Origin of the sequence: Streptomyces sp. NBC_01498, assembly GCF_036327775.1 — a bacterium.
Lineage (GTDB): Bacteria > Actinomycetota > Actinomycetes > Streptomycetales > Streptomycetaceae > Streptomyces.
Genome location: NZ_CP109598.1, coordinates 1853868 through 1877580 on the forward strand (window position 1 = coordinate 1853868; position 23713 = coordinate 1877580).

At 72.3% G+C, this 23713-nt stretch carries 21 protein-coding genes; 4 read left to right on the forward strand and 17 right to left on the reverse strand.

What is annotated here, in order from left to right:
* Positions 1–75 precede the first annotated feature (75 nt).
* On the forward strand, positions 76–1239 hold the full coding sequence (locus tag OG875_RS07640) for a PQQ-dependent sugar dehydrogenase (RefSeq protein WP_330173459.1): 1164 nt from the start codon (positions 76–78) through the stop codon (positions 1237–1239).
* A gap of 340 nt (positions 1240–1579) precedes the next feature.
* Here the strand turns inward: OG875_RS07640 and OG875_RS07645 are convergent, their stop codons facing one another.
* The 3 genes from OG875_RS07645 to OG875_RS07655 all read right to left on the reverse strand — a co-directional run bounded on the left by OG875_RS07645 (position 1580) and on the right by OG875_RS07655 (position 5247).
* Entirely contained in the window at positions 1580–2239 is a 660-nt protein-coding gene (locus tag OG875_RS07645; RefSeq protein ID WP_330173460.1) for a hypothetical protein, read from the reverse strand.
* A 46-nt stretch (positions 2240–2285) separates the two neighbouring features.
* Entirely contained in the window at positions 2286–2849 is a 564-nt protein-coding gene (locus OG875_RS07650; protein ID WP_330173461.1) for a GNAT family N-acetyltransferase, read from the reverse strand.
* A 103-nt stretch (positions 2850–2952) separates the two neighbouring features.
* The gene (locus OG875_RS07655; protein ID WP_330173462.1) at positions 2953–5247 is read right to left on the reverse strand and encodes an MMPL family transporter; all 2295 of its coding nucleotides are present in this window, start codon (positions 5245–5247) and stop codon (positions 2953–2955) included.
* Positions 5248–5707: 460 nt separating this feature from the next.
* Here OG875_RS07655 and OG875_RS07660 point away from each other — a divergent pair, with 460 nt between their 5' ends.
* Positions 5708–6325: an NAD(P)-dependent oxidoreductase gene (locus tag OG875_RS07660; protein WP_330173463.1), complete on the forward strand. Its 618-nt coding sequence runs from the start codon at positions 5708–5710 to the stop codon at positions 6323–6325.
* A gap of 18 nt (positions 6326–6343) precedes the next feature.
* Here the strand turns inward: OG875_RS07660 and OG875_RS07665 are convergent, their stop codons facing one another.
* The 14 genes from OG875_RS07665 to OG875_RS07730 form a co-directional block, all read right to left on the reverse strand.
* Positions 6344–6856, reverse strand: coding sequence for a tetratricopeptide repeat protein (locus OG875_RS07665; RefSeq protein WP_330173464.1), 513 nt, complete (start codon positions 6854–6856; stop codon positions 6344–6346).
* A gap of 73 nt (positions 6857–6929) precedes the next feature.
* Positions 6930–7394, reverse strand: coding sequence for a universal stress protein (locus OG875_RS07670; protein WP_330173465.1), 465 nt, complete (start codon positions 7392–7394; stop codon positions 6930–6932).
* Complete coding sequence (locus OG875_RS07675) at positions 7391–8641, reverse strand: arsenic transporter (RefSeq protein WP_330173466.1); 1251 nt, start codon at positions 8639–8641, stop codon at positions 7391–7393. The genes OG875_RS07670 and OG875_RS07675 overlap by 4 nt, the downstream gene beginning before the upstream one ends.
* 744 nt (positions 8642–9385) lie before the next feature.
* Positions 9386–10897 (reverse strand): Asp-tRNA(Asn)/Glu-tRNA(Gln) amidotransferase subunit GatB, encoded by a 1512-nt coding sequence (gene gatB / locus OG875_RS07680; RefSeq protein WP_330173467.1) that lies wholly within the window; start codon positions 10895–10897, stop codon positions 9386–9388.
* On the reverse strand, positions 10894–11487 hold the full coding sequence (locus OG875_RS07685) for a DUF4276 family protein (RefSeq protein ID WP_330173468.1): 594 nt from the start codon (positions 11485–11487) through the stop codon (positions 10894–10896). Before OG875_RS07685 ends, gatB begins: the two co-directional genes overlap by 4 nt.
* On the reverse strand, positions 11484–12665 hold the full coding sequence (locus tag OG875_RS07690; protein WP_330173469.1) for an AAA family ATPase: 1182 nt from the start codon (positions 12663–12665) through the stop codon (positions 11484–11486). The genes OG875_RS07685 and OG875_RS07690 overlap by 4 nt, the downstream gene beginning before the upstream one ends.
* A 91-nt stretch (positions 12666–12756) precedes the next feature.
* Positions 12757–12990, reverse strand: coding sequence for a hypothetical protein (locus OG875_RS07695; protein ID WP_330177642.1), 234 nt, complete (start codon positions 12988–12990; stop codon positions 12757–12759).
* 5 nt (positions 12991–12995) lie between these two features.
* Entirely contained in the window at positions 12996–14501 is a 1506-nt protein-coding gene (gatA, locus tag OG875_RS07700; RefSeq protein WP_330173470.1) for an Asp-tRNA(Asn)/Glu-tRNA(Gln) amidotransferase subunit GatA, read from the reverse strand.
* A 5-nt stretch (positions 14502–14506) separates the two neighbouring features.
* Complete coding sequence (gene gatC / locus OG875_RS07705) at positions 14507–14803, reverse strand: Asp-tRNA(Asn)/Glu-tRNA(Gln) amidotransferase subunit GatC (protein ID WP_015036350.1); 297 nt, start codon at positions 14801–14803, stop codon at positions 14507–14509.
* 314 nt (positions 14804–15117) lie between these two features.
* A complete protein-coding gene (locus tag OG875_RS07710) occupies positions 15118–17244 on the reverse strand; it encodes a putative bifunctional diguanylate cyclase/phosphodiesterase (RefSeq protein WP_330173471.1) in 2127 nt (708 codons plus the stop codon).
* 265 nt (positions 17245–17509) lie between these two features.
* Positions 17510–19744, reverse strand: a complete 2235-nt coding sequence (gene ligA, locus OG875_RS07715) for an NAD-dependent DNA ligase LigA (protein WP_330173472.1) — start codon at positions 19742–19744, stop codon at positions 17510–17512.
* A 66-nt stretch (positions 19745–19810) separates the two neighbouring features.
* The gene (locus tag OG875_RS07720) at positions 19811–20947 is read right to left on the reverse strand and encodes a methionine synthase (protein WP_330173473.1); all 1137 of its coding nucleotides are present in this window, start codon (positions 20945–20947) and stop codon (positions 19811–19813) included.
* 2 nt (positions 20948–20949) lie between these two features.
* On the reverse strand, positions 20950–21639 hold the full coding sequence (locus OG875_RS07725) for an SDR family oxidoreductase (protein WP_330173474.1): 690 nt from the start codon (positions 21637–21639) through the stop codon (positions 20950–20952).
* A gap of 141 nt (positions 21640–21780) precedes the next feature.
* On the reverse strand, positions 21781–22320 hold the full coding sequence (locus OG875_RS07730) for a TIGR00730 family Rossman fold protein (RefSeq protein WP_330173475.1): 540 nt from the start codon (positions 22318–22320) through the stop codon (positions 21781–21783).
* Between the two features lie 117 nt (positions 22321–22437).
* Between OG875_RS07730 and OG875_RS07735 the strand changes: the two genes are divergently transcribed.
* Positions 22438–22767, forward strand: a complete 330-nt coding sequence (locus OG875_RS07735) for a DUF427 domain-containing protein (protein ID WP_443079075.1) — start codon at positions 22438–22440, stop codon at positions 22765–22767.
* Positions 22768–22879: 112 nt separating this feature from the next.
* The gene (locus tag OG875_RS07740; protein ID WP_443079247.1) at positions 22880–23665 is read left to right on the forward strand and encodes an alpha/beta fold hydrolase; all 786 of its coding nucleotides are present in this window, start codon (positions 22880–22882) and stop codon (positions 23663–23665) included.
* Positions 23666–23713 lie beyond the last annotated feature (48 nt).

The following is a 23713-nucleotide window of genomic DNA, read 5'->3' on the forward strand; positions in this document are numbered from 1 at the left end:
GGGTGGATGGGAACCTTGACCGGTGCCGCGGAGGTTCCACCGTGGAGACGGCGTCAGTCGAAGGGATCCAAGACCGTGCAACGTGCTCCAGTGACGGCCCTGTTGGTGGCGGCGGCGCTGCTCGTGGCGACCGCGTGCTCGTCCTCCGACGAGGCGCCGAGGGCCGAGGGCCCGACGGGTTCCCCGTCGGCGTCGGACGGGTCGGCGTCCCCGGACGGCGCGGCGAAGCCGTCGGCGCCGCCCGCGAAGGGCTCGGCGAAGGTGGTGTCCACGCTCACCGAGGGCCTGAAATCGCCGTGGGGCATCGCCGCGCTGCCCGAGGGCGATCTGCTGGTGGGCTCGCGCGACGCGGGCACGATCACCCGGGTCGATGCCGAGACCGGCGCGAAGACCGAGGTGGGCGAGGTGCCCGGGGTCTCCCCCGGCGGCGAGGGCGGGCTGCTGGGCCTGGCGCTGTCGCCGACGTTCGCCGCCGACACCTATGTGTACGCGTACTTCACGACGGACTCCGACAATCGCATCGCCCGGATGCTGTACGACCCGAAGAGGCCGGTGGGCCGGCAACTGGGCGCGCCCGACACGGTGCTGCGGGGCATCCCGAAGGGCACCATCCACAACGGTGGCCGGATCGCGTTCGGCCCGGACCGGATGCTCTACGCGGGCACGGGTGAGACGGGCGACACGGGCCTCGCGCAGGACAAGAAGTCCCTGGGCGGGAAGATTCTGCGGATGACCCCGGAGGGTGAGCCGGCGCACGGCAACCCGGAGGCGGACTCGGTCGTGTACACGTACGGCCACCGCAATGTGCAGGGGCTCGCCTGGGACTCCGGGAAGCGGCTGTGGGCGTCGGAGTTCGGCCAGAACACCTGGGACGAGCTGAATCTGATCGAGCCGGGGAAGAATTACGGCTGGCCGGAGGCCGAGGGCAAGGCGGGGAAGGCGGGCTTCGTCGATCCGGTGGAGGAGTGGCGTACCCGCGACGCGTCCCCGAGCGGGATCGCCTTCGCCGAGGGGTCGATCTGGATGGCGGCCCTGCGCGGCGAGCGGCTGTGGCGGATCCCGCTGGCCGGGCCGAAGGCGTCGGCGGCCCCGCAGGCGTTCCTGGAGGGCGAGTACGGGCGGCTGCGCACGGTGCTGGCGACCGGCGACGGGGCGCTGTGGCTCCTGACCAACAACACGGACGGCCGGGGCACCCCGAAGCCGGGGGACGACCGGATTCTGCGGGTGGACGTGACGTAGGGGCCGCCGGGAGGCGAGGTGGGCCCTGCCTGCGAGTGACTCGGGGCCCACCCGGGGATCGACCGCCCGAGCGGGTCCCACGCGGCTGCTCGGCAGCGGAATCGGCCTGTGGGTGCGTCGGCCGGGAGGCCGGGACGGCGGAAGGCGGCTGTGCCACGGGGGAAGGGGTCCCGGATCGGCGGATCGCCGGCGACCGAATCCGTGGCGACATCGGACGCGTGCACCTCGGGCGCGAATTGACCCACGGCACAGGGGGGCACACAGGTGTGTGCCCCCCTTGTCGTGCCGGTCCTGTTGTCGCGCCTGTGCGGGCTGTCCCGTCCGGCCCGGCCCGTCCGCGTCAGCCCGCGGGCTGCGGCGCGTCCGGCGGTTCCGGCAGGGAGAGGAAGAGGTCGAAGTACATGCCGAGGGAGACCAGCAGGCCGAGGAAGGCGAGGACGAGACCCGCCACCGCGAACGGACGGACCCAGCTCGTGCGCTGCGGGAACCCGAAGGCCAGCAGACCGGCGGCCAGGGCCAGGGCGGCGAAGACGCCGTTCGTCAGCGCGACGGCGTGCCAGGCGTCGCCGTAGATCTCGGAGATCTGCTGTTCCGCCGTGCCGGTCTGGCCCAGTTCGATCTGGCCCTGGAGCGTCTCGCGCTCGGAGACGACCTTGCCGGACCAGGTCCCGATGAGCGAGATGACCGACAGCAGGACGGAGATCAGCGCGGCGGAGGCCGCGGCGAGACCGCCGGCCGACGACGGGGTGTACGCGCCGTCCAGGTCCTCGTCCGGGCTCTCCCCGTCCTCGCCGGCCACCACGTCACCCGCATAGGCGTCGGCGGCCGTGACGTCGGTCGTGCTCTCCCCGGCGCTGTCCGCCGCGGGACTCCCCCCGGGCTCCTTCGCCAGGCTCGGGCCCGGCGCGTCGTGCGTCTCGGCGGCGGCCGGGACAGCGCGTTCCGTCTCGGTGGCGCCTCCGGCGCCGACGGACTCTTCTGACTTGCTCGTGGGGTTCATGCGCCGCACGGTAGGGGGCCCGTATGAGAGATCCATGAGAGTTCGCTCAGCCGGTCGTCCCCCGCAGCTCACGCCACTCGGGGGCGAGGACCGACCAGATCTCGTTGTCCTGCCGTTTCCCGTGGTGCACGCTGCTCTCCCGCAGTACCCCCTCGCGGCGCAGACCGAGCCGTTCGGCCGTCCGCACGCTCGGCAGGTTGGCCGACGACACCACCCACTCCACACGGTGGATGCCGCGGCGTTCCACCGCCCAGTCGACGATGACCCGGACCGCGCGGGTCACCAGTCCGCGCCCCGTGGCCGCCGGTTCTAGCCAGCAGCCGACCTCGCAGGTGCCCGCGTCGGCGTCGAAGAGCCGGAACATCACGCCGCCGACGAGGGTGCCGTCGAGCCAGATGCCGTAGAGGCGTCCGCCGTCGGCGGCCTGACTCTCGGCGTACCGGACGAGCATGGCCCGCGCCGAGCCGAGGTCGGTCACGACCTGGGCGAGCCGCACATGCTGGTCCACCAGGTCCCGTGCGCGGTCCATGTGGGCCAGGAACTCCTCCGCCTGCCACGGCTCCAGCGGTCTCAGTTCCGCCCCGTCGTCCCCCAGTGATACGGCGAACATCCTTCTTCTCCTCCGGCCTGTGGCGCTTCGCGGGCCCTGCGGGCGGCCCCGACGTCGTGGATGTCCCGAAAGTCGCGGACTCGTCGGGCCCGGGTGCGGCCGCTCACCGCGCCGCGCCCTCCGCACGATCCGCGTGCTCCGCGCCCTTCACGTACGCGACGTGCTCGTCGCGCCCCGCCGGGATCCTCCCAGACCCGGTGGGACGGGCCGCGGGCGCCTCGATGCTGATCCGGGGCAGCCATCGGTCGAGCCCCTTCGGCAGCCACCAGTTGGCGCCGCCCAGCAGGTGCATCAGGGCGGGCACCAGGAGCGTACGGAGGACGAAGGCGTCCAGGGCGACCGCCGCCGCCAGCCCGACGCCGAACATGGCGATGACGCGGTCCCCGCTGAGGACGAAGGCGAGGAAGACCGAGATCATGATGACGGCGGCCGAGTTGATCACCCGGCCGGTCTCGGCGAGGCCGACCCGTACGGCCCGCCGGTTGTCGCCGGTCGCGAGCCACTCCTCGTACATCCGGCTCACCAGGAAGACCTGGTAGTCCATGGAGAGGCCGAAGAGGACCGAGACCATGATCACGGGCAGGAACGGCTCCACGGGCCCCGCGCTGCCGAGGCCGAGGAGTTCGCTGCCCCACCCCCACTGGAAGATCGCGACGACGATCCCGAAGGAGGAGGCGACGGCGGCGACGTTCATCAGCGCCGCCTTCAGTGGGATGCCGACGGACCGGAAGGCGAGCAGGAGCAGCAGACAGCCGAGGGTGATCACGACGCCGACGAACAGGGGCAGTTTGCCGACGACGACATCGGCGAAGTCGTCGTAACCGGCGGTGATGCCGCCGACGGAGACCTCCAGGGAGGTGCCGTCCTGGGCGCGTGGCAGCACCTCCGTACGGAGGCGGTCGACAAGGTCGCTGGTGGCCTTGGACTGGGGTGCCGAGGTGGGGACCACGGTGAGCAGGGCCCGGTCCCCGCTGCCGCTGAAGACGATCGGCCCGACCGAGGCGACGCCCGCCGACTCGCGCAGCGTGTCCGGCAGTTGGTCCATCGCGAGCCGGTCGTCGGCGCCGTCCAACTCGGCGACCAGGGTCAGCGGGCCGTTGACGCCGGGGCCGAAGCCGTCGGCGAGCCGGTCGTACGCCTGCCGGGTGGTGCTGGTGGCGGCGTTGTTGCCCTGGTCGGAGGTGCCCAGGTGGAGCGAGAACGTCGGCAGGGCGAGCACCAGCATCACGACCACGGCCGCGCCGCCGAGGAGCCGGGGGTGGCGTTCCACGAAGGCGGACCAGCGGGCGGCGAAGCCGGTGGGCGCCTCGGGCAGCGGACCGTGTGCGGCGAGCCGGGTCCGCTCACGCCGGTTCAGCGCGCGGGCGCCGGTGTACGACAGCAGGGCCGGCAGCAGCGTCACGGACGCGGCGACGGTGAGCGCGACGGTGAGGGAGGCGGCGATCGCGACGCCGTTCAGGAAGCCCAGCCGCAGCACCAGCATGCCGAGGAGCGCGACACAGACGGTGGCCCCGGCGAACACGACGGCGCGCCCCGTGGTGGCGACGGCCTCCGTGGCGGCCTCGGTGACCGTCAGGCCCTGTTTGAGGCCCTTGCGGTGTCTCGTGACGATGAACAGCGCGTAGTCGATGCCGACGCCGAGCCCGACGAGCAGGCCGAGCATCGGGGCGAAGTCCGCGACGGTCATGACCTGGCCGAGGAGCGCGATGCCCGCGTACGCCGTCCCGACCGACACGAGCGCGGTGGCGAGGGGCAGCAGGCTCGCCGCGAACGAGCCGAAGGCGAGGAAGAGGACGACGGCGGCGATGGCGACGCCCACGATCTCCGCCGTGTGGGCGGTGGTGCCCTCGGTGAGTGCGACGGCGCTGCCGCCGAGTTCTACCTGGAGATCGTCGGTGGCCGCTTTCTTCGCGGTGTCGACGAGGGCCCGCGCCTGGGCGGCGGGGATGTCGTCGACCTGCTGCTCGAAGGTCACGACGGCGTACGCGGTGCGGCCGTCCTCGCTGATCTGACGGGCGCCCTCGCCGTCCTCCGGTCCGGTGGCGCCGCCGGACGCCCCGGCACCGCCGGGGATGACGTAGGGGCTCAGCACGCCCGCGACTCCGGGCAGTTCGGCGATCTCGCCCAGCGCGACGCCCATGCGCAGTTCGATGTCGTCGGCGCGGACGGAGCCCCGTTCGGTGTGCCAGACGACGGTGTCGGCGTCGCCGCCCCGGTCGGGGAACGCCTTCTCCAGGACGGCGACGGCGTGGCCGGACTCGGTGCCGGGGGCGTCGTAGTCGTTGGAGTACGACGTTCCGGCGACGACGGCGCCCGTGGCGGTGGCGCCGAGGGCGAGCAGCCAGAGGAGGACGACCAGGAGCCGGTGTCCGACGCACCACCGCGCGAGTGTTGCCAACGGTCTGCTCCCTGGGTCGTCCGGAGAGCCAACTCTGTCATCGAATCGTGATCGTCGGAATGTTTGGTGGGGATACTCACACGATGGTGACCTGGCGTTCGATCAAAGGGAGCCGGACGTTCCGTTTCGGCCGGAGGTGCTCGCACGCTCGTTCCCGAGGGCCCTCGGGCGCCGCCGGACGCCGCGCTCCGGCCCTCGACCGTGAACTCCCGCGCCCCGTCGCGGAGATCGGGCGCCTCTGCGCGTCCGGGCGCCAGCGGCGTGTTGCGGGCGGCACCGCCGGACCCGTGGCGAGGGCCGGCGCCTCCCTCTCGCGCCGAGGCGTCGACCTCCTGAAGAAGTCCTCGTAGGCTCCACAAAGGCTCCACACCACCGCGAGCGACGACGACACCCCGCGCCACCGCCCATGAAGCCCCACCGCATGAACCCACCTCATGAAGACGACAGGGACAGCCTGCCCATGAATGTCACCGTGTTCGGCGCCACCGGGCGTACCGGACGAGCCTTCCTCACCGCCGCCGCCCGCGCCGGGCACCGCATCACCGCCCAGGTGCGGGAGCCCGCGCGGCTTGGCCACGCCCCCGTCGACCGGGTGGTGACCGGCAGCCCGTTCGACGAGAGCGCGGTGACGGACGCCCTCACCGGGGCCGACGCCGCCGTGGTGGCGTTCGGCCTCAAGGGCAACCGGACGACCCCGCTGTACTCGCGCGGCACCGAACTCATCGTGGACGCGATGGGGAAGCTGGGCGTACGACGGCTGATCGTCGTCTCCGAGGCCGGTTACGGCTCCCACGTACGCGGTGCATCGGGCCGGGTCATCGCCGTCCTCTACCGCACGACGGCCCGCCCCCTCCTGCGGGAACGGGAGGCCCAGGACGCGGTGGTCCTCACCAGCGGCCTGGACTGGACGGTCGTACGGTCCGGGGCGCTGCACCACGGACCGTCGCGCGGCAACCGCCCGCGCTCCTTCGTCCCGCGCCGGGGTCTCGCGCCCCGCACCACCTACGCGGACCTGGCGGACCTGGTCCTCGGCGCGCTGGACGACCCGTCGACGTACGGCCGCGACCTGTACCCGTGAGGGGCCCTCGGGGTCCTCTCAGGGCCCGTCGGCCACGACCTCGCGCAGATCCTTCGCGTAGTGGCCGATGGCCCTGCGGTAGCTCCGTACGTACGGGTCGTCGCTGGTCGTCGCCAGCAGCTCCAGCAGGAGCCGCATCGCCTCGTCGTGGCACCCGGTGTTGAACAGCGCCATCGCGAGGAACGTCCGCAGCGCCCCGTCGTCGGGGAACTCCGCCACCCCGGCGCGCAGGGTCTCCACGGCCTCCTCGTAGCGGCCGAGGACCCGGAAGGTGCTGCCGAGACCGACGTGTGCGCCCCGCCGGTCCTCGTCGGGGAGGTCCGTGCCCGCCAGCGCGCGTACGTAGTACGGGACGGCCTCCGCCTCCCGGCCCAGCGTGTCGTGGGTCCAGGCGGTCTGATAGGCGACCTCCGAGTCGTCCGGGCAGCGGTCCGCGAGGGCGACCAGCAGTTCGCGAGCCCGCTCCGCCTCGCCCCGTGTGCGCAGGCCGACGGCCTCGGCCAGCACCTCGTCCCTGTTCTGTGCGCTCATCCGGGCATTGTCCCAGCGGCCGGCACCGCCCGGGGGGCGCGGCTTCCGCGACGCCGGCCCACCGCCGCCGGGCTCAGTCCCGGTACGGCCACACCAGCAGAACGGGGCAGGGCGCGTGGTCGACCACGAAGCGGGACTCCGGGCCCAGGCTGTGCGGGCCCGGGTGGTCGGGGTCGCCGTCGCGGGCGCAGATCAGGAGGTCCGCGTCGGCCGCCGCGCGGACGACCTCCTCCTGCGGGCGCCCGTGCCGGTCGAGCAGTTCACAGGGGCGGCCGAGCCGGTGCGCCGCCTTCTCCAGGAGGTCGGCGCCCGCCGCGCCGGACAGGGCCTCCAGGCGGCTGCCGGGGTCGCGTTCGGGTCCGTGGCCACGGCCGAGCAGCCCCGCGTAGGCGCGGTGCGCCTCGGCGGCGATGCGGTCGTCGCCGACGTGCAGCAGGACGACATGGTCGTCGGGGGCCCGTCGGCGCGCCGCGTCGACGCAGGCGGGCCAGGTGGCGGGGGTGATCCAGACGAGGGCCGTGGTCTTCACGTCAGTCACCACTGGAGCGTGCCCCAGAGGGCGACGGTCGAAGCGATCAGTGTCGCGGGCACGGTGAGCAGCCCGAGCCGGGTGAACTGCCCCAGCGACGGCGCGGAGTCGTGTTCGTGCAGGACACGGCGCCACAGCAGCGTGGCGAGCGAACCGACGTACGTGAGGTTGGGCCCCAGATTCACTCCGATGAGCGCGGCGAGCACGGGGCCGTGGCCCATCGGCGCCACGACCGGCAGCAGGGCGAGGATGGCGGGCAGGTTGTTGATCAGGTTGGCCAGGAGGGCGGCGACGGCGGCGATCACGAGCAGGGTCGTGAGGGAGTCACCGGCCGGGAGGATCCGGTCGATGCCGGTGTCGAGACCGTTGTCCACGACGGCCTTGACGACGATGCCCAGCGCCAGCACGAAGAGGCAGAAAAGCGGCGAGGCGGCGCGGACGAGCGCGGGCAGGGTGGTGCGGCGTCCGCGCAGCGCCCGTACGGCGAGGACGGCCGTACCGGCGAAGGCCGCCCAGAGCGGTTCGATGCCGAGCAGGGACGTGACCGCGAACGCGACGAGGGTCAGGCCGAGGACGACGAGCGTGAACGTCGGTACGGTGCGCGGCGGCGCGTCCTCTTTGGGAGGGTGCGCCCCGGCGGCGAGGTCGGTCGCGAAGAAGCGGCGCAGCACCACGTACTCGACGGCGATCGCCGCCAGCCACGGGAGCGCCATCAGCAGGGCGAACCGGGTGAAGGAGAGGCCGCTGGCGGTGAAGGCCAGGAGGTTGGTGAGGTTGGAGACCGGCAGCAGGAGCGACGCGGAGTTCGCGAGATGGGTACAGGCGTAGACGTGCGGGCGCGGGTGGGCGCCGACGCGGCTCGCGGTCACGAAGACGACGGGCGTCAGCAGGACGACCGTGGCGTCGAGGCTGAGGACGGCGGTGGTGACGGCGGCGACGCCGAACACGCCGCCGAGCAGCCGGCGCGGGCTCCCGCCGCAGAACCGGGCGACGAGATCCCCGGCCGCTTCGAACAGCCCGTCGTCGTCGCAGAGCTGGGCCAGCACCAGGATCGCGGCGAGAAACCCGACGACCGGCAGCAGGCTGTGCGTCTGCTCCCACGCGTCGGCGGGCGAGACGGCGCCGAGGACGACCACGAGCCCGGCGGCGGGCAGCGCGGCGACGGCTTCGGGCAGACCTCGCGGCCGTACGACGGCGAAGGCGAGCACGCCGAGAAGCAGCCCGACGGACACGATCTCGGCGACGAGGCTGTTCACGGGCGGCGCCGGGTGCCTTTCTCGTGGTGCGGGTGGTGGGCCGGGGTGCCGGTAGGGCGGGCGGTCAGGGGCGGGGGCACGTGCGGGTGGAACGGGCGCGCACCTGCGGGCGGGTCACGTGCCGCAGACCGGTGTACTGCGGACCGGTGGGCGGAGGGACGTCGGCACACACCCCGCGCACCGCGCGGCACCCGCCCAACGTACGGCCCGAGCGGTCCGGGGCCGGGAGCACCCGACGCGTCGCGGCGTGGCTCGCACGGTGGTCAGGGTCCTGCCGGGGGACGCAGGGCAGGGCCGGGAGCGCGCCCGACGCATCGTACGGGGCCCGCCCGGCGCACCGAATCGTGCCGCTGTGGGGACACAGCCCCAGGCCCCGCCCTGCGTCACACGGCGAGGCTGGGAACGCTCCTGACACGCCGTACGGCCCGCCCGGCGCCCCGGAGCGTTCCGAGACACAGCCGCAGGCCCTGCCCTGACACACACGGCGGGACCGAGAAAGCGCGACACACCGTACGGCCCGCCCAGGGCCCCGAATCGTGCCACTGCCGGGGCACAACCCCAAGCCCCGCCCTGCGACACACGGCGAGGCTGGGAACGCACCTGACACGCCGTACAGCCCGCCCGGCGCACCGGAGCGTTCCGACACAAAGCCCCAGATCCTGCCCTGACACCCACGGCGGGGCCGGTGGTGCGGAAGCGCGCCCCGTAAGGCGCGCCCCCGCCGGTCCACCGGCCCCGGCCGTCTCAGCCCTCGGCGCCCAGCCGTTCCAGGATCAGCTCGCGGACCCGGGCCGCGTCCGCCTGCCCCCGGGTGGCCTTCATGACCGCGCCCACGAGCGCGCCGGCCGCCGCGACCTTGCCCGCGCGGATCTTGTCGGCGATCGCCGGGTTGGCGGCGATCGCCTCGTCCACCGCCGTACCGAGCGCGCCCTCGTCGGAGACGACCTTCAGTCCGCGCTTGTCCACGACGGTGTCCGGGTCGCCCTCACCCGCGAGGACGCCCTCCAGGACCTGCCGGGCCAGCTTGTCGTTGAGGTCGCCCGCCGTGACCAGTTCCGCCACCCGGGCGACCTGCGCCGGGACGATGGGGAGCGCCGCGAGGTCCGTGGACGTCTCGTTGGCGTGGCGCGCCAGCTCACCCATCCACCACTTGCGGGCCTGGTCGGCGGGGGCGCCCGCCTCGATCGTGGCGGTGATCAGGTCGACCGCGCCAGCGTTGAGCATCGACTGCATGTCGTGTTCCGACACGCCCCACTCCTCGCGCAGCCGGTTGCGGCGCACCCGGGGCAGTTCGGGCAGCGTGCCGCGCAGCTCCTCCACCCAGGCGCGGGCGGGCGCGATCGGGACGAGGTCGGGCTCGGGGAAGTACCGGTAGTCCTCGGCCTCCTCCTTCACCCGGCCGGACGTGGTGGAACCGTCCTCCTCGTGGAAGTGCCGGGTCTCCTGGATGATCGTGCCGCCGCCGTCGAGGACCGCCGCGTGCCGCTGGATCTCGTAACGGGCCGCCCGCTCCACGCTCCGCAGCGAGTTGACGTTCTTCGTCTCCGAACGGGTGCCGAACTTCTCCCGGCCGTGCGGGCGCAGCGACAGGTTGACGTCGCAGCGCATCTGGCCCTGCTCCATCCGGGCCTCGGAGACGCCCAGTGCCTTGATCAGCTCGCGCAGCTCCGCCACGTACGCCTTCGCGACCTCCGGCGCGCGTGCTCCGGCTCCCTCGATCGGCTTGGTGACGATCTCGATGAGCGGGATGCCGGCGCGGTTGTAGTCGAGGAGGGAGTGCGAGGCGCCCTGAATACGGCCGGTGGCGCCGCCGACGTGCAGCGACTTCCCGGTGTCCTCCTCCATGTGGGCGCGTTCGATCTCCACCCGGAAGATCTCGCCGTCGTCCAGCTGGACGTCCAGATACCCGTTGAAGGCGATCGGCTCGTCGTACTGGGAGGTCTGGAAGTTCTTCGGCATGTCCGGGTAGAAGTAGTTCTTCCGGGCGAACCGGCACCACTCCGCGATTTCGCAGTTCAGCGCGAGGCCGATCTTGACGGCGGACTCCACACCGATGGCGTTGACGACCGGAAGCGCTCCCGGCATGCCGAGACAGGTCGGGCAGGTCTGCGAGTTGGGGTCGGCGCCCAGCTCGGTCGAGCAGCCGCAGAACATCTTCGTCCGGGTGCCGAGTTCGACATGGACCTCCAGGCCCATGACGGGGTCGTACGTCGCGAGGGCGTCCTCGTAGGACACCAGAGTCGTTGTGGCGGTCACAGAAAACGCAACTCCTTCAAGGCAGCTGTCAGTTCGGCGCACCACATCTGGTACGCGGGAAGGGTTCGGAGGCGGTCCAGATCAATTCGTTCGCCGAGGAACTCGGCCAGTTCCCGGCTGTCGCCGCCCGGCAGGACCTGGGCGAGGAGTGCTTTGGGGTCCGCGGTCCTCTCGATGTCACGCGCGTCGGCGGGGACGCACGCCGGTGTCACTCCGGGCAGCGAGCGGAGCAGGTGACCGTCGGCGAGCAGCCATGCCTCCGTCTCCCGCACCGGGACCACCGGGACGATGCGGCAGTGGGACGGCAGCACGACGTCCTGGCGGATCTTCTCGATCTTGTTTCGCTCCCGGTGGTCGTTGTGGATCAGCAGCAGGTCGCAGTCCCCGGCGAGGTCGGCGGCCTCGGCGCAGATCTGCTCGTGCGCGGTACGGGCGGTGCTGTACCGGCTCCGCAGGGGGGTGTCGCTCACGTCAAAGGGGTCGTCGTGCCGCGCGGTCAGCTGCTTGAGCTGGCGTACGGCGACGGTGCTCAGGAATATCTCGTCCTCGGGGCCCTCCGCCAGAATCCCGACCGTCAGGTACCGGCTCACCGGCCGCCTGCCTGGGCGGTCTCCAGATACTGGCGCGCTTCCCGCTCGGGGACGTACGTGCCGCGCTCCCCCGATTCGGCCAGGGGGCGGATCCGGCTGTGCCGCGAGGGGGCCTCACCGCCGCCGACCCTGGTGACGGTGTCGGTGAACAGCACGTCGCCGGGGTGCTCCGGGTAGACGGCGGCCAGGACGACCGGGGAGTGCGTGGTGACGATGATCTGCTGGAGCGTCTCCGGGCCGGTGCAGCGGCGGAGCCGTCGTGCCAGCTCTTTGACCTGGCCGGGGTGCAGACCGTTCTCGACGTCCTCGATCATCAGCGTGGAGCAGCGATTGAACGTGCCCTCCCGGAGGCCGCGGTCGTGGGCCGCCACGAGCACCGACAGGACGTGCAGGGTCCCGTCGGAGGCCAGCCGGGCGGGGATGGGCGGCGCGTCCCGGTAAGTCAGGTCGAGCTCCCAGGTTCCCCTCTCCACGTCGGGGGTCGCACGCAGATCGGTCAGTCCCGGCAGTACGGCGACGGCGTCGGCCTTCAGCAGCAGCGCCTCCCGGCTGTCGGCTGCCCCTTCGCCGAGCAGACGCCCCAGTACGGCGGCGAGGTTGTGCGCGTCACGGGCAAGGGGCCCGTCGTCGTGGAGATCGGCGTCCAGCCGTGCCCCACCGGCGTTCGGTGCCAGCCCGTACCACCGGGTGCCAAAACCGGAAACCTTCCCGCCGTTCCGTCGGATCTGGCTCTCCTGCGCCTCGCTCAGTCCCCAGCGGGCGGGGGCGTCGGGCAGCGGTGTGACGGTTCCTCGCGCGGTGGGAAGCGTCGACGCGTCGTCGCGGGAAATGTGAAGGTCGAGTCTGAGGTGCCGCAGGCCGCGATCAGGGTCGGTCTGGAGGAAACAGACCGCGATACCGAACCGATTGGCGGCACCGCCCTCCCCGTACCGGTGGAAGAGGTCCACGACCCGGCCCCCTCTGCTGCCACCCGGACGGACGTCGGCGGTCAGGTGGGCCTTCCCCTCGGGCGACCATGTGGCGGTGGAATCACGTAGCACCTGCGCCGCCAGATCCACCGCCTCCAGCAGATTCGTCTTCCCCGAGCCGTTCTGCCCCACCAGCACCGTGAACGGGGACAGGTCGACGGCGCAGTCCCGGAAGGATCTGAATCCCTCCAGCTCGATCCGGGTGATCATTCGTGTCACCCCCTTCCCAGTCCCGTGTCAGTCGTGTGGGCGACCGCGCCGGGGCCTCCGGTCCGAAGGCCCCGGTCGCGCGTTGGGCCGGTCAGCCCAGCAGGACGTCGTCGTCGCCCAGTCGCTTCAGCTCGCGGTAGAGCAGGGCGATGCCGGTGACGATGGCGGCGGCGGAAACGGCGGCGTCGATCAGCCGCAGGGTGTCGTTGTCCTGACGGGCCAGCCTGGCCTGCTTGACAACGCTGACCGCGCCGAACGCGGTCGTGCCGATCGACAGGTACATGCCGGACTTGGACTTCTTGAAGCCCTTGGCCTTCTTGGTCATTGCGCTCACAGCGACGGAGCCTCCTCCAACAGCGGGTGTCCCCAGCGTTCCACGAACGCCGCTTCCACCGCCGCGCCTACCCGGTAGAGACGGTCGTCCTTCATCGCGGGGGCGATGATCTGCAGCCCGACCGGCAGACCGTCCTCCGGCGCCAGGCCGCAGGGCAGCGACATGGCGGCGTTTCCGGCCAGGTTGGTCGGGATGGTGCACAGATCGGAAAGGTACATCGCCATCGGGTCGTCGGCGCGTTCACCGATCGGGAAGGCGGTGGTCGGCGTCGTCGGCGAGACGATCACATCGACCTGTTCGAACGCCTTCTCGAAGTCCCGCACGATCAGGGTGCGGACCTTCTGGGCGGAGCCGTAGTACGCGTCGTAGTAGCCGGAGCTGAGCGCGTACGTACCGAGCATGACGCGCCGCTTGACCTCGTCGCCGAAGCCCGCCTCACGGGTGAGGGCGGTGACGTCCTCGGCGGACCGGGTGCCGTCGTCGCCGATCCGCAGGCCGTAGCGCATGGCGTCGAAGCGGGCGAGGTTGGAGGAGCACTCGGAGGGGGCGATCAGGTAGTACGCCGAGAGGCCGAGGTCGAAGGACGGGCAGTCCAGCTCGACCACTTCCGCGCCGAGCTCCTTGAGGAGGTCGACGGACTCGGAGAACCGCTGCATGACGCCGGCCTGGTAGTGCTCGCCGGAGAACTGGCGGACGACGCCGACGCGCATCCCGGCGACCGTGCCGTTGCGGGCGGCTTCGACCACCGGGGGGACGGGGGCGTCGATGGAGGTCGAGTCGAGCGGGTCGTGCCCGGCGATGACCTCGTGCAGGAGGGCCGCGTCCAGGACCGTACGGGCGCAGGGGCCGCCCTGGTCGAGGGAGGAGGAGAAGGCGACCATGCCGTAGCGGGAGACGCCGCCGTAGGTGGGCTTGACGCCGACCGTGCCGGTGACGGACGCCGGCTGGCGGATGGAGCCGCCGGTGTCGGTGCCGATGGCGAGCGGGGCCTCGTACGCCGCCAGGGAGGCCGACGAGCCGCCGCCGGAACCACCGGGGATACGGGTGAGGTCCCAGGGGTTGCCGGTCGGGCCGTAGGCGCTGTTCTCGGTGGAGGACCCCATGGCGAACTCGTCCATGTTGGTCTTGCCGAGGATGACGACCCCGGCCTCCTTGAGACGCCGGGTGACCGTCGCGTCGTACGGCGGGATCCAGCCTTCGAGGATCTTGGAGCCCACGGTGGTGGGGATGCCCTCGGTGGTGAAGATGTCCTTGAGCGCGAGGGGGACGCCGGCCAGCGGGCCGAGCTTCTCGCCCCGCTCCCGCTTCTCGTCCACGGCGCGGGCCTGCGCGAGGGCACCCTCGCGGTCCACGTGGAGGAACGCGTGGACCTTCTCGTCCACGGCCCCGATCCGGGCGAGGTGGGCCTCGGTGACCTCGACGGCCGTCAGCTCGCCGGAGGCGACCTTCTCGGCGATCCGGGCGGCGGTGAGCCGGATGATGTCGGTCTGGGTGTCCGTCATGGCTGTTAGTCCTCCCCCAGGATCTGCGGCACCTTGAAACGCTGCTGTTCCTGGGCCGGGGCTCCGGAGAGCGCCTGCTCGGGGGTGAGCGACGGGCGTACCTCGTCCGCGCGCATGACGTTGGTCAGCGGCAGCGGGTGGGAGGTCGGCGGTACGTCTTGGTCGGCGACCTCGGATACGCGGGCGACCGCGCCGATGATGTCGTCGAGCTGACCGGCGAAGTGATCGAGTTCTTCGCCCTTCAGTTCCAGACGCGCCAGCCGTGCGAGGTGGGCGACCTCCTCGCGCGTGATGCCAGGCATGCAGCGATCCTCTGGGTGAGTGTCGGGACTTTGGCCCAATCCTATGGGTCCCGGCACCGTGCCCACGAAACGGTTTACCGAAGCACGCCCGGACCCGCGGTCCCGGCACCGCCCCGGCGGGCGTACGTGACGCCGCCCCGTCCCGGCCAACTCACCGTACGGGCACGGAACATCGGGCCTGCGGGCATGGACGTCGGGGCGTACGGACGCGGGGCCCGCCGCTCACGGACGGAGCCGTCCGGGGCGTACCCGGCGCGGACCCCACGGCGTACGAGCGGGGCGCCACGGCGGCTTCGCGGACGCGTACGCCGCGGCTACTTCACCACGCGGCTCGACGTCCCCGAGGTGTCGCTGCGCGGCGGCTCCAGGGCCGGCACGGTCGGCGGGCGGCGCCAGCCCGTCTCGCCGCGGGCCAGCAGCCAGGACGTCGCCTCGTGCGACGGCATCGCGGCGGCCACCAGCCAGCCCTGGACCGCGTCGCAGCCCAGGTCGCGCAGGCGCTCCCAGGTCTCGTCGTCCTCGACGCCCTCGGCGACGACCACCAGGCCCAGCGAGTGCGCCAGGTCGATGGTGCAGCGGACGATCTCCGCGTCCTCGTTGTCGATGGCGAGCCGGGCCACGAAGGAACGGTCGATCTTCAGTTCGCTCACCGGGAGGCGGCGCAGATGGACCAGTGACGAGTAGCCCGTGCCGAAGTCGTCGAGGGACATCTTGACGCCGTGCGCGGTCAGTCCCGCCATGGTGTCGGCGGCCCGCTGCGGGTCCTCCAGCAGTACGTGTTCGGTTATCTCCAGTTGGAGCGCGCCGGCCGGGACCCCGTGCCGGGCCAGCCGTGCGGCGACCGCCCCGGCGAAGCCCGGGGCGTGGACGTCACGTGGCGAGACGTTGACGGCCACCGGTACGTACAGGCCCTGGGCGCGCCAGCGGGCGACCTGCGCGAGGGCCGACTCCAGGACGTACTCCGTCAGATGCGGCATCAGGCCCGAGGACTCGGCGATCGCGATGAACTCGTCCGGGGGAACTCTCCCCCGGTCCGGATGCACCCACCGTACGAGCGCCTCCAGGCCGACGACCTGCCCGTCGAACCGGACCTTCGGCTGGTAGTGCAGTTCCACGTCGCCCGCGTCGAGCGCGCGCCGCAGATCGCCCAGCAGGCCGAGCCGGTCGGGGGTGTTGGAGTCGCGCTTCGACTCGTACACCTCCACGCCCGTACGGTCCCGCTTGGCCTGGTACATCGCCACGTCGGCGCGCTGGAGCAGCCCTTCCGCGTCCACCGCGTGCTCGGGGTGGACGGCGACGCCCGCGCTCGCCTCCAGGACGAGCGTGAGTCCGTCCAGGTCGAGCGGTGAGGACAGTTCGGCCGCGAGATGGCGGGCCACGCGCTGGGCGCTGGTGGTGGAGTCGACCAGGGGCAGCAGGACGGCGAACTCGTCACCTCCGAGCCGCGCGGCCTCCGCCCCGCGCGGCAGGGCCTGCTTGAGCCGCTCCGCTATCTGCAACAGCAGTCTGTCGCCCGCGAGATGACCGAGTGTGTCGTTGACGGAGCGGAACCGGTCGAGGTCGATCAGGACCAGTGCGGAGCGCTCTCCGAGTGTCTTGGCCTCCTCCAGCGCGGCCCAGGTGCGCTCCAGGAGCCACTGCCGGTTGGGCAGCCCGGTCAGCGGGTCGCGCAACTGCTCCTCGGCCCGCGCCCTGGCGATCCAGAGCGTGGAGTCGAGCGCGACGAGCGGGACCGCGAACAGCGGCAGCACCACCGGCCGGGCCACGGCGACCACGCAGATCAGCGGGGTGATGCCGAGGAGCGCGACGGCGAGCAGGCACTGCCGCAGCAGGGCCGTGCGGGCCACGGTCGGCAGCCCGCCGGCGCCCGGGGTCCGCGCGTACCAGAGCAGCAGCCGGGTCACCACCAGATATGCCGCTGCCGCCAGCACGATCTCGGGGACGGTGCCGATCCCCCAGTGGAGGGGCAGCCAGGGCTCCGCGACCGTCGGTACGTGGCCGAAGGCGCGCAGGACCAGGGCCGCCGCCCCGATGCCGAGGATGTCCACGGCGCCGTGCAGCGCGCCTTGGCGCCAGCGGTGTCTGCGGGCGACTCCGACCAGCACCACGACGGCGAGGCTGACCAGCCCGGCGGCCACCCAGCCGTACAGGAGCAGCACCGCGAGGGTCAGGGCGGCGCCGGAGCCCGTGCCGCCCCACCAGCGGTCGCGGCCGAGCGCGACGAGATGCCCGACGACGATGCCGGTGAGGACGGCGAGCGACCAGCCCGTGGTGCCGTCCGGGAAGAGCGCCTGCCCGTCCCGGAGGTGCTGGGCGATGCCGAGTGCCAGTACGGCGGCGGCGACCGCCACCACGGCGAGAGGCACACGGGCCGACGTGCCTCCAAGTCCCGCGAATCCGCGCGGGCGTGAGACCGGGGCGGCGCTCTCGGTCGGTTTCATTCCCGTCCCTCTCACAGCCGGCAGTGCCGTTATCACGCGATGGCACGTTGTCATGCCACCACGACTGATCTCCCACACGCAGCCGTGCACGACAGGCGTACCCCCCAACAGTAGGCCGCGAACGGGGTGAGCGGGCAGCGCTCTCCCGCTGTTGCCCGAATGCAACCCGCCCTTCCGGATCCATCTGGTATGCGCCGAACGGGTGAGCTACGACTGCTCGTTGTGCCCGTTCGGTCACTCTTCCCCGTTCTCCGCAGACGCTCCGTCAGGCGTCTGCGGGGGTGTCCTTGTCCGGTTTCGCCGTCCCCTCCTCGGCCGCCTCCGGCGCCTGTACAGCGGCTTCCCGCGCCGCGTCGGGGCCGTCCGTGAGGAGGACGGCGAAGCCCGCCTCGTCCAGGACCGGCACCTTCAACTGCATCGCCTTGTCGAACTTGGACCCGGGGTTGTCACCGACCACCACGAAGGCGGTCTTCTTCGACACGGCGCCGGTCACCTTCGCTCCGAGCGTCTGGAGGGCCTCTTTCGCGCCATCCCTGGTGTGGTGGTCGAGGGTGCCCGTTACGACCACCGTGAGGCCCGCGAGCGGGCGCGGTCCCTCGTCCTCGTCGGAGCCCTCCTCCTCCATCCGGACCCCGGCCTCCCGCCACTTGCGGAGAATCTCGCGGTGCCAGTCCTCCGCGAACCACTCCTTGAGCGAGGCGGCGATCGTCGGGCCGACGCCCTCCACGGCCGCCAGCTCCTCCTCCGTGGCCTGTTCGATACGGTCGACGGACCGGAACTCCCGGGCCAGCGCGACCGAGGCGACCGGGCCCACGTGCCGGATGGACAGCCCGGCGATGACACGGGCCAGCGGGCGCTGCTTGGCCGCCTCGATGTGCTCCAGCATCGCCAGCGCGTTCTTCTTCGGCGCGCCCTCCTGGTTGGCGAAGACGGTGGCGATCTTCTCCTCACCCGTCTCCGGGTCCCGCTTGGGCAGGCCGGTGTCCATGTCGAGGACGTACGCCTTGATGGGCAGCAACTGCTCCACGGTGAGGGTGAAGAGGTCCCCCTCGTCCAGCAGCGGGGGTGTCGGCGGCTCCAGCGGCTTCGTCAGCGCGGCGGCGGCCACGTAGCCGAAGTTCTCGATGTCCAGGCACTTGCGCCCGCCGAGGTAGAACAGCCGCTCGCGCAACTGGGCGGGACAGGAACGGCCGTTTGGGCAGCGGAGGTCGATGTCGCCCTCCTTCATGGCGCGCAGCCCCGTGCCGCACTCGGGGCACACCTCCGGCATCTCGAACTCGTACTCGCTGCCGTCCCGCAGATCGGCGACCGGGCCGAGGATCTCCGGGATGACGTCGCCGGCCTTGCGCAGCACGACCGTGTCACCGATGAGGACGCCCTTGGCCTTCACCACGTCCTGGTTGTGGAGGGTGGCGAACTCGACCTCGGAACCGGCGACATGGACCGGCTCGACCACCGCGTACGGGGTGACCCGGCCGGTGCGTCCGACACCGACCCGGATGTCGACCAGCTTGGTGTTGACCTCCTCCGGCGCGTACTTCCAGGCGATCGCCCAGCGCGGGGCGCGGGAGGTCGAGCCGAGTCTCCCCTGGAGGGGGATCTCGTCCAGCTTGAGCACGACGCCGTCGATCTCGTGCTCCACCGAGTGCCGGTGGTCGCCGAAGTGGGTGATGAACTCCCGTGCCCCGGCGAGGTCTTCGACCACCTTGTTGTGCCGGGCGACCGGCAGGCCCCACTCCTCCAGGAGTTCGTACGCGTGCGAGAGCCGGTCGATGGCGAAGCCCTGCCGCGCGCCGATGCCGTGCACCACCATGTGGAGCGGGCGTGACGCGGTGATCCGGGGGTCCTTCTGGCGCAGCGAACCGGCCGCCGCGTTGCGGGGGTTGGCGAACGGCTTGTCACCGGCCGCGACCAGCCGGGCGTTGAGCTCCTGGAAGCCCTCCATCGGGAAGTAGACCTCACCGCGGATCTCGACCAGCTCCGGGACGCGGTCGCCGGTCAGCCGGTGCGGGATCTCGGCGATCGTCCGGACGTTGGGCGTGATGTCCTCGCCGGTGCGGCCGTCGCCGCGGGTCGCGGCGCGGGTCAGCCTGCCCTGCTCGTACGTCAGATTGACGGCGAGTCCGTCGACCTTCAGCTCGCACAGGAAGTGGAAGCCGGGGGCGCCGACCTCCCGGGCGACCCGGTCCGCCCAGGCGGCCAGTTCCTCCTCGTCGAAGGCGTTGTCGAGGGAGAGCATGCGTTCGCGGTGCTCGACCGCGGTGAACTCCGTCTCGTAGGCCCCCGCGACCTTCTGGGTCGGTGAGTCGGGCGTGCGCAGCTCCGCGTACTCCTCCTCCAGTGCCTCCAGGGCACGCAGCAGCGTGTCGAACTCGCCGTCGCTGACGACCGGCTGGTCCTTCACGTAGTACCGGAACCGGTGTTCCTCGATCTGCTCGGCGAGATGCGCGTGCTTCTCGCGCGCCGCCGCGGGCACCGTCGTCCGCTGTTCGCCAGCCACCGTCTCGTCCTCCCGTTCCCACCACGTCGCCGCGCGCACCGGATCAGCGCGAGCCTGTCTCGAATGTCACTCAGGGTTGTCCGCGAGGGATCGCGCCGCCCTGACACAGTGCGCCATGGCGGCACGGGCGTAGGCGGGCGAAGCACCCGCCAGTCCGCACGCCGGAGTGATCACCACGGACTCCGCGAGAATCCCCGGATCCAGCCCCAGCCTGCGCCACAGCGTTCTGATGCCCATGACGCTACCTCCCGGGTCGGACAACGGGCCGTCGGTGCCCGGCACCACCCCGGCGAAGAGCCGCACGCCCGCCTCCACCGCTTCCCCGATCGGGTCGTCGTCACGCTCGGTGAGCAGAGAGAAGTCGAACGACACGGCCGCCGCCTCCGCCCGGCGCAGCAGCGCGAACGGCACGTCCGGGGCGCAGGAGTGGACGACGGCGGGCCCGTCGTTCACCCGGATGACCTGGCGCAGCGCGTCCTCCACGACCTGCCGGTCGACGGCGCGGTGGGTGCGGTAGCCGCTGGCCGTCCTGATGTGTCCGCGCAGGACGGCGGTGAGGGACGGCTCGTCGAGTTGCAGCACGGGCCGGGCGCCCGGCACCCGGCGCCGTAGGTCCGCGAGGTGCGCGGTCACCCCTTCGACCAGGGAGCCGGTCAGGTCGCGGCAGGCTCCGGGGTCGCTGAGCGCCGACTCCCCGTTGCGCAGTTCCAGGGCCGCGGCGAGCGTCCAGGGGCCGGTGACCTGGATCTTCAGGGGGCCTTCGTATCCCTGGGCGAACTCTTCGAGCGCGTCGAGGTCCTCGCCGAGCAGGGAGCGGGCGCGGCGGGTGTCGCGGCCGGGGCGGTCGCCGATGCGCCAGCCGCTGGGTTCGACACGGGCGAAGACCTCGACGAGGAGTCCGGCGGTGCGGCCGATCATGTCGGCGCCGGGGCCGCGCGCGGGCAGTTCGGCGAGGTGCGGGAAGTCCTCGAAGGTGCCGGTGACGCTCTTGGCGGTCTCGCGCGCCTCGTCGCCGGGCAGGGAGCCGACGCCGGTGGCCGCGCCCCACGGCGGGGCCGCCGGGACGCCGGAGGCCGGCGCCTCGCTCCGGTTCCGCTCGCGGTCCCGGCTCCCGTTGCCGTCCCGGTCTCCTTCCCCGTTGCCGCCCCGGTCCCGGTCGCCGTGCGCGCCCCTGGGGTCCGGTCCGTTCCCGTTCTCCGTCACGTTCACCGTCCCGGCCGCACCGTCAGGTCGTTGATCTCCGCGTCGCGCGGCAGGTCCAGGGCGGTGAGGACGGTGGTGGCGATCGACTCCGGGTCGATCCAGCGGGACGCGTCGTACTCCTTGCCCTCCTGACCGTGCACCCGGACCTGCATCGGGGTGGCGGTGCGGCCCGGGTAGACGGACGTGACGCGCACGCCGTTCGGCCGCTCCTCCTCACGGAGGGCGTCGGCGAGCGCCTTGAGGCCGTGCTTGGAGGCGCCGTACGCGCCCCAGGTGGCGTGCGCGTTCAGTCCGGCGCCCGAGTTGAGGAACACCACCTGGCCCCGTGAGGCGCGCAGTTGGGGCAGGAAGAGGCGGGTCAGCTCGGCGGGGGCGACGAGATTCACGTTCAGCTGACCGGTCCACGCCTTGGGGGTCAGTTCGCCGACGGGGCCGAGGTCCACGACGCCCGCGATGTGCAGGAGCGAGTCCAGCCGGTCCGGGAGCGTCTGGTGGGAGAGCGCCCAGGAGAGCCGGTCGGGGGTGGCGAGATCGCCGACGAGCGTACGGGCGCCGGGGAGGGCGGCGGCGAGTTCCTTGGCGCGGCCGGCGTCGCGGGCGAAGAGCAGCAGGTCGTCGCCGCGCTCGTGGAGCCGGCGCGCGACGGCGGCGCCGATGCCGGAGCCCGCGCCGGTGATCAGATGGGTAGCCATGGGGTCATGTTCGCATCACCCCACGGGCCGGTCGTACGGAGCGGCCGGGGCGCCACCTGGGCGCTCCCGCGGCGGTCACAGGAGGCGGCGGATGGGGCGGTAGGGCGCCGCCCAGGGGCACGCGCGCGCGTGCCCGCCGGGTCAGCTCATTCCGGCGGACTCCTCCAGATAGGCGAGGGCACCGACCGCGTCCTCCGCGAAGAACACCAGGTCGGTGAGGGGCAGCGGGAGGAAGCCCTCGCGGTCCATCCGGAGGAACTGCTCCTTCAGACCGTCGTAGAAGCCCGCCGTGTTGAGCAGCACCACCGGCTTGTCGTGCAGGCCGTGCTTCTTCAGTTCCAGGATCTCGGTCGCCTCGTCCAGCGTGCCGGTGCCGCCGACCATGATGACGACGGCCTCGGACTTGGCGAGCAGCAGCGCCTTGCGTTCGGCGAGGTCCGCGGCGATCACCATCTCGTCCGCCCGTGCCCGCATCGAGGCGCCCAGGAAGCCGACGGAGACGCCCACGAGCCGCCCTCCGGCCTCCTCGACCCCGTCGGCGACGACCTTCATCAGCCCGACGTCCGAACCGCCCCAGACGAGCGTGTGACCGCCCTTGCCGAGGAGTTCGGCGAACTCTCGGGCGGGGCGGGTGTAGCGCTCGTCCAGTTCGGCGGCGGAGAGGAAGACACAGATGTTCATGACACCACGGTATCCGGGTGACCTCTCCGGGAAGAGAGCGTGTCCGGCCGTTGCTGACAGTAGTAAGGAGGTCCGCACCGACGGGCCCCCGCCCGCCGACCGAAGGAGCCGATCGTCATGGCCAAGGGCCACACCATCACCGTCGACCAGGGCACGGAGCACGTGCGTGTCGTACGGGACGGGCAGGTCGTCGCGGAGAGCCGCCGGCCGCTGCTGCTGCGCGAGACCGGGCTGCCGGTGCGCTACTACCTGCCGCCGGAGGACGTCCGTACGGAGCTGCTGAGCCCGTCGGACACGACGACCCACTGCCCGTTCAAGGGCGACGCCTCGTACTGGTCGCTGCCGGACGCGCAGGACCTGGTCTGGGCCTACCCCCAGCCGAAGGACGAGGTCGCGGCGATCAAGGACCACTTCTGCTTCTACGAGACGGAGGTCGTCCCGGGCTGAACGACGCCCGCCGGGACAGCGGCGGCGGCGCCTTCCTGAAGAAGTTCCTCCCGGTCCGCGCCGCGAGCGATGAGTTCCGGTGGGGCCTCCGGTCTGTACCCGTATGAACTCAGTGGGAAGTGCGACGTCGGGTGACGGCACCCTCATCGCGTACCGGCGGACGGGCGGCGACGGGCCCCCGGTGATCATGGTGGGCGGCGCGTTCAGCACGGCGGAGACGGAGGCGCCGCTGGCGTCGCTCCTCGCACCGCGCTTCAGCGTCGTGACGTACGACCGGCGCGGGCGCGGGGGCAGCGGCGACAGGGCGCCGTACGCGGTGGAGCACGAGATCGCGGATCTCGCCGCCCTCCTTGAGGAGGTGGGCGGCAGCGCGTGTGTGTACGGAACGTCCTCGGGAGCCGCGCTGGCACTGGAGGCGGCGGCGACGGGGCTGCCGATCACCCAACTCGCCGTGTACGAGCCTCCGTACGAGGCCGGTGCGGCGGTCTCGACGGCGCGGGCGGGCTATCCGGCGCGGCTCGGCGATCTGCTGGCGCGCGGGCTGCGGGACGAGGCGGTCGAACTGTCCCTGGCCATGGTCGGGACAACGCCCGACGAGGTGGCCAGGATGCGTGGGGCGGCGATGTGGCAGGGCCTGACGGCACTGGCGCACACCCTGGTCTACGACCACGCGGTGGTGGGCCCCGGGCCGGTGCCGGTGGAACGGCTCGCGCGGATCACGGCGCGGGCGATGGTCGTGGAGGGGGGCGCGAGTCCGCCGCCGACCCGGGCGGCGGCGCGGGCGGTGGCGGACGCGCTGCCGCGCGGGCGGCAGCGCACCCTGACGGGGCAGGTGCACACCGTGGCCCCGCACGTACTGGCGCCGGTCCTCGCGGAGTTCTTCGCCGAAGCGGCGTGAGAACGGTGGACGCGAGGGCGGGGCGGCGGGGACGGCGGCCACGCGGGG

Coding starts and splice junctions, on each gene's coding strand:
- OG875_RS07665 (WP_330173464.1), bottom strand. CDS start 6,856: ATGAGCGCACAGAACAGGGACGAGGTGCTGGCCGAGGCCGTCGGCCTG.
- OG875_RS07690 (WP_330173469.1), bottom strand. CDS start 12,665: ATGATCACCCGGATCGAGCTGGAGGGATTCAGATCCTTCCGGGACTGC.
- OG875_RS07695 (WP_330177642.1), bottom strand. CDS start 12,990: ATGACCAAGAAGGCCAAGGGCTTCAAGAAGTCCAAGTCCGGCATGTAC.
- OG875_RS07710 (WP_330173471.1), bottom strand. CDS start 17,244: ATGAAACCGACCGAGAGCGCCGCCCCGGTCTCACGCCCGCGCGGATTC.
- gatA (WP_330173470.1), bottom strand. CDS start 14,501: ATGACGGACACCCAGACCGACATCATCCGGCTCACCGCCGCCCGGATC.
- OG875_RS07650 (WP_330173461.1), bottom strand. CDS start 2,849: ATGTTCGCCGTATCACTGGGGGACGACGGGGCGGAACTGAGACCGCTG.
- OG875_RS07660 (WP_330173463.1), top strand. CDS start 5,708: ATGAATGTCACCGTGTTCGGCGCCACCGGGCGTACCGGACGAGCCTTC.
- OG875_RS07645 (WP_330173460.1), bottom strand. CDS start 2,239: ATGAACCCCACGAGCAAGTCAGAAGAGTCCGTCGGCGCCGGAGGCGCC.
- OG875_RS07735 (WP_443079075.1), top strand. CDS start 22,438: ATGGCCAAGGGCCACACCATCACCGTCGACCAGGGCACGGAGCACGTG.
- gatC (WP_015036350.1), bottom strand. CDS start 14,803: ATGCCTGGCATCACGCGCGAGGAGGTCGCCCACCTCGCACGGCTGGCG.
- OG875_RS07730 (WP_330173475.1), bottom strand. CDS start 22,320: ATGAACATCTGTGTCTTCCTCTCCGCCGCCGAACTGGACGAGCGCTAC.
- OG875_RS07725 (WP_330173474.1), bottom strand. CDS start 21,639: ATGGCTACCCATCTGATCACCGGCGCGGGCTCCGGCATCGGCGCCGCC.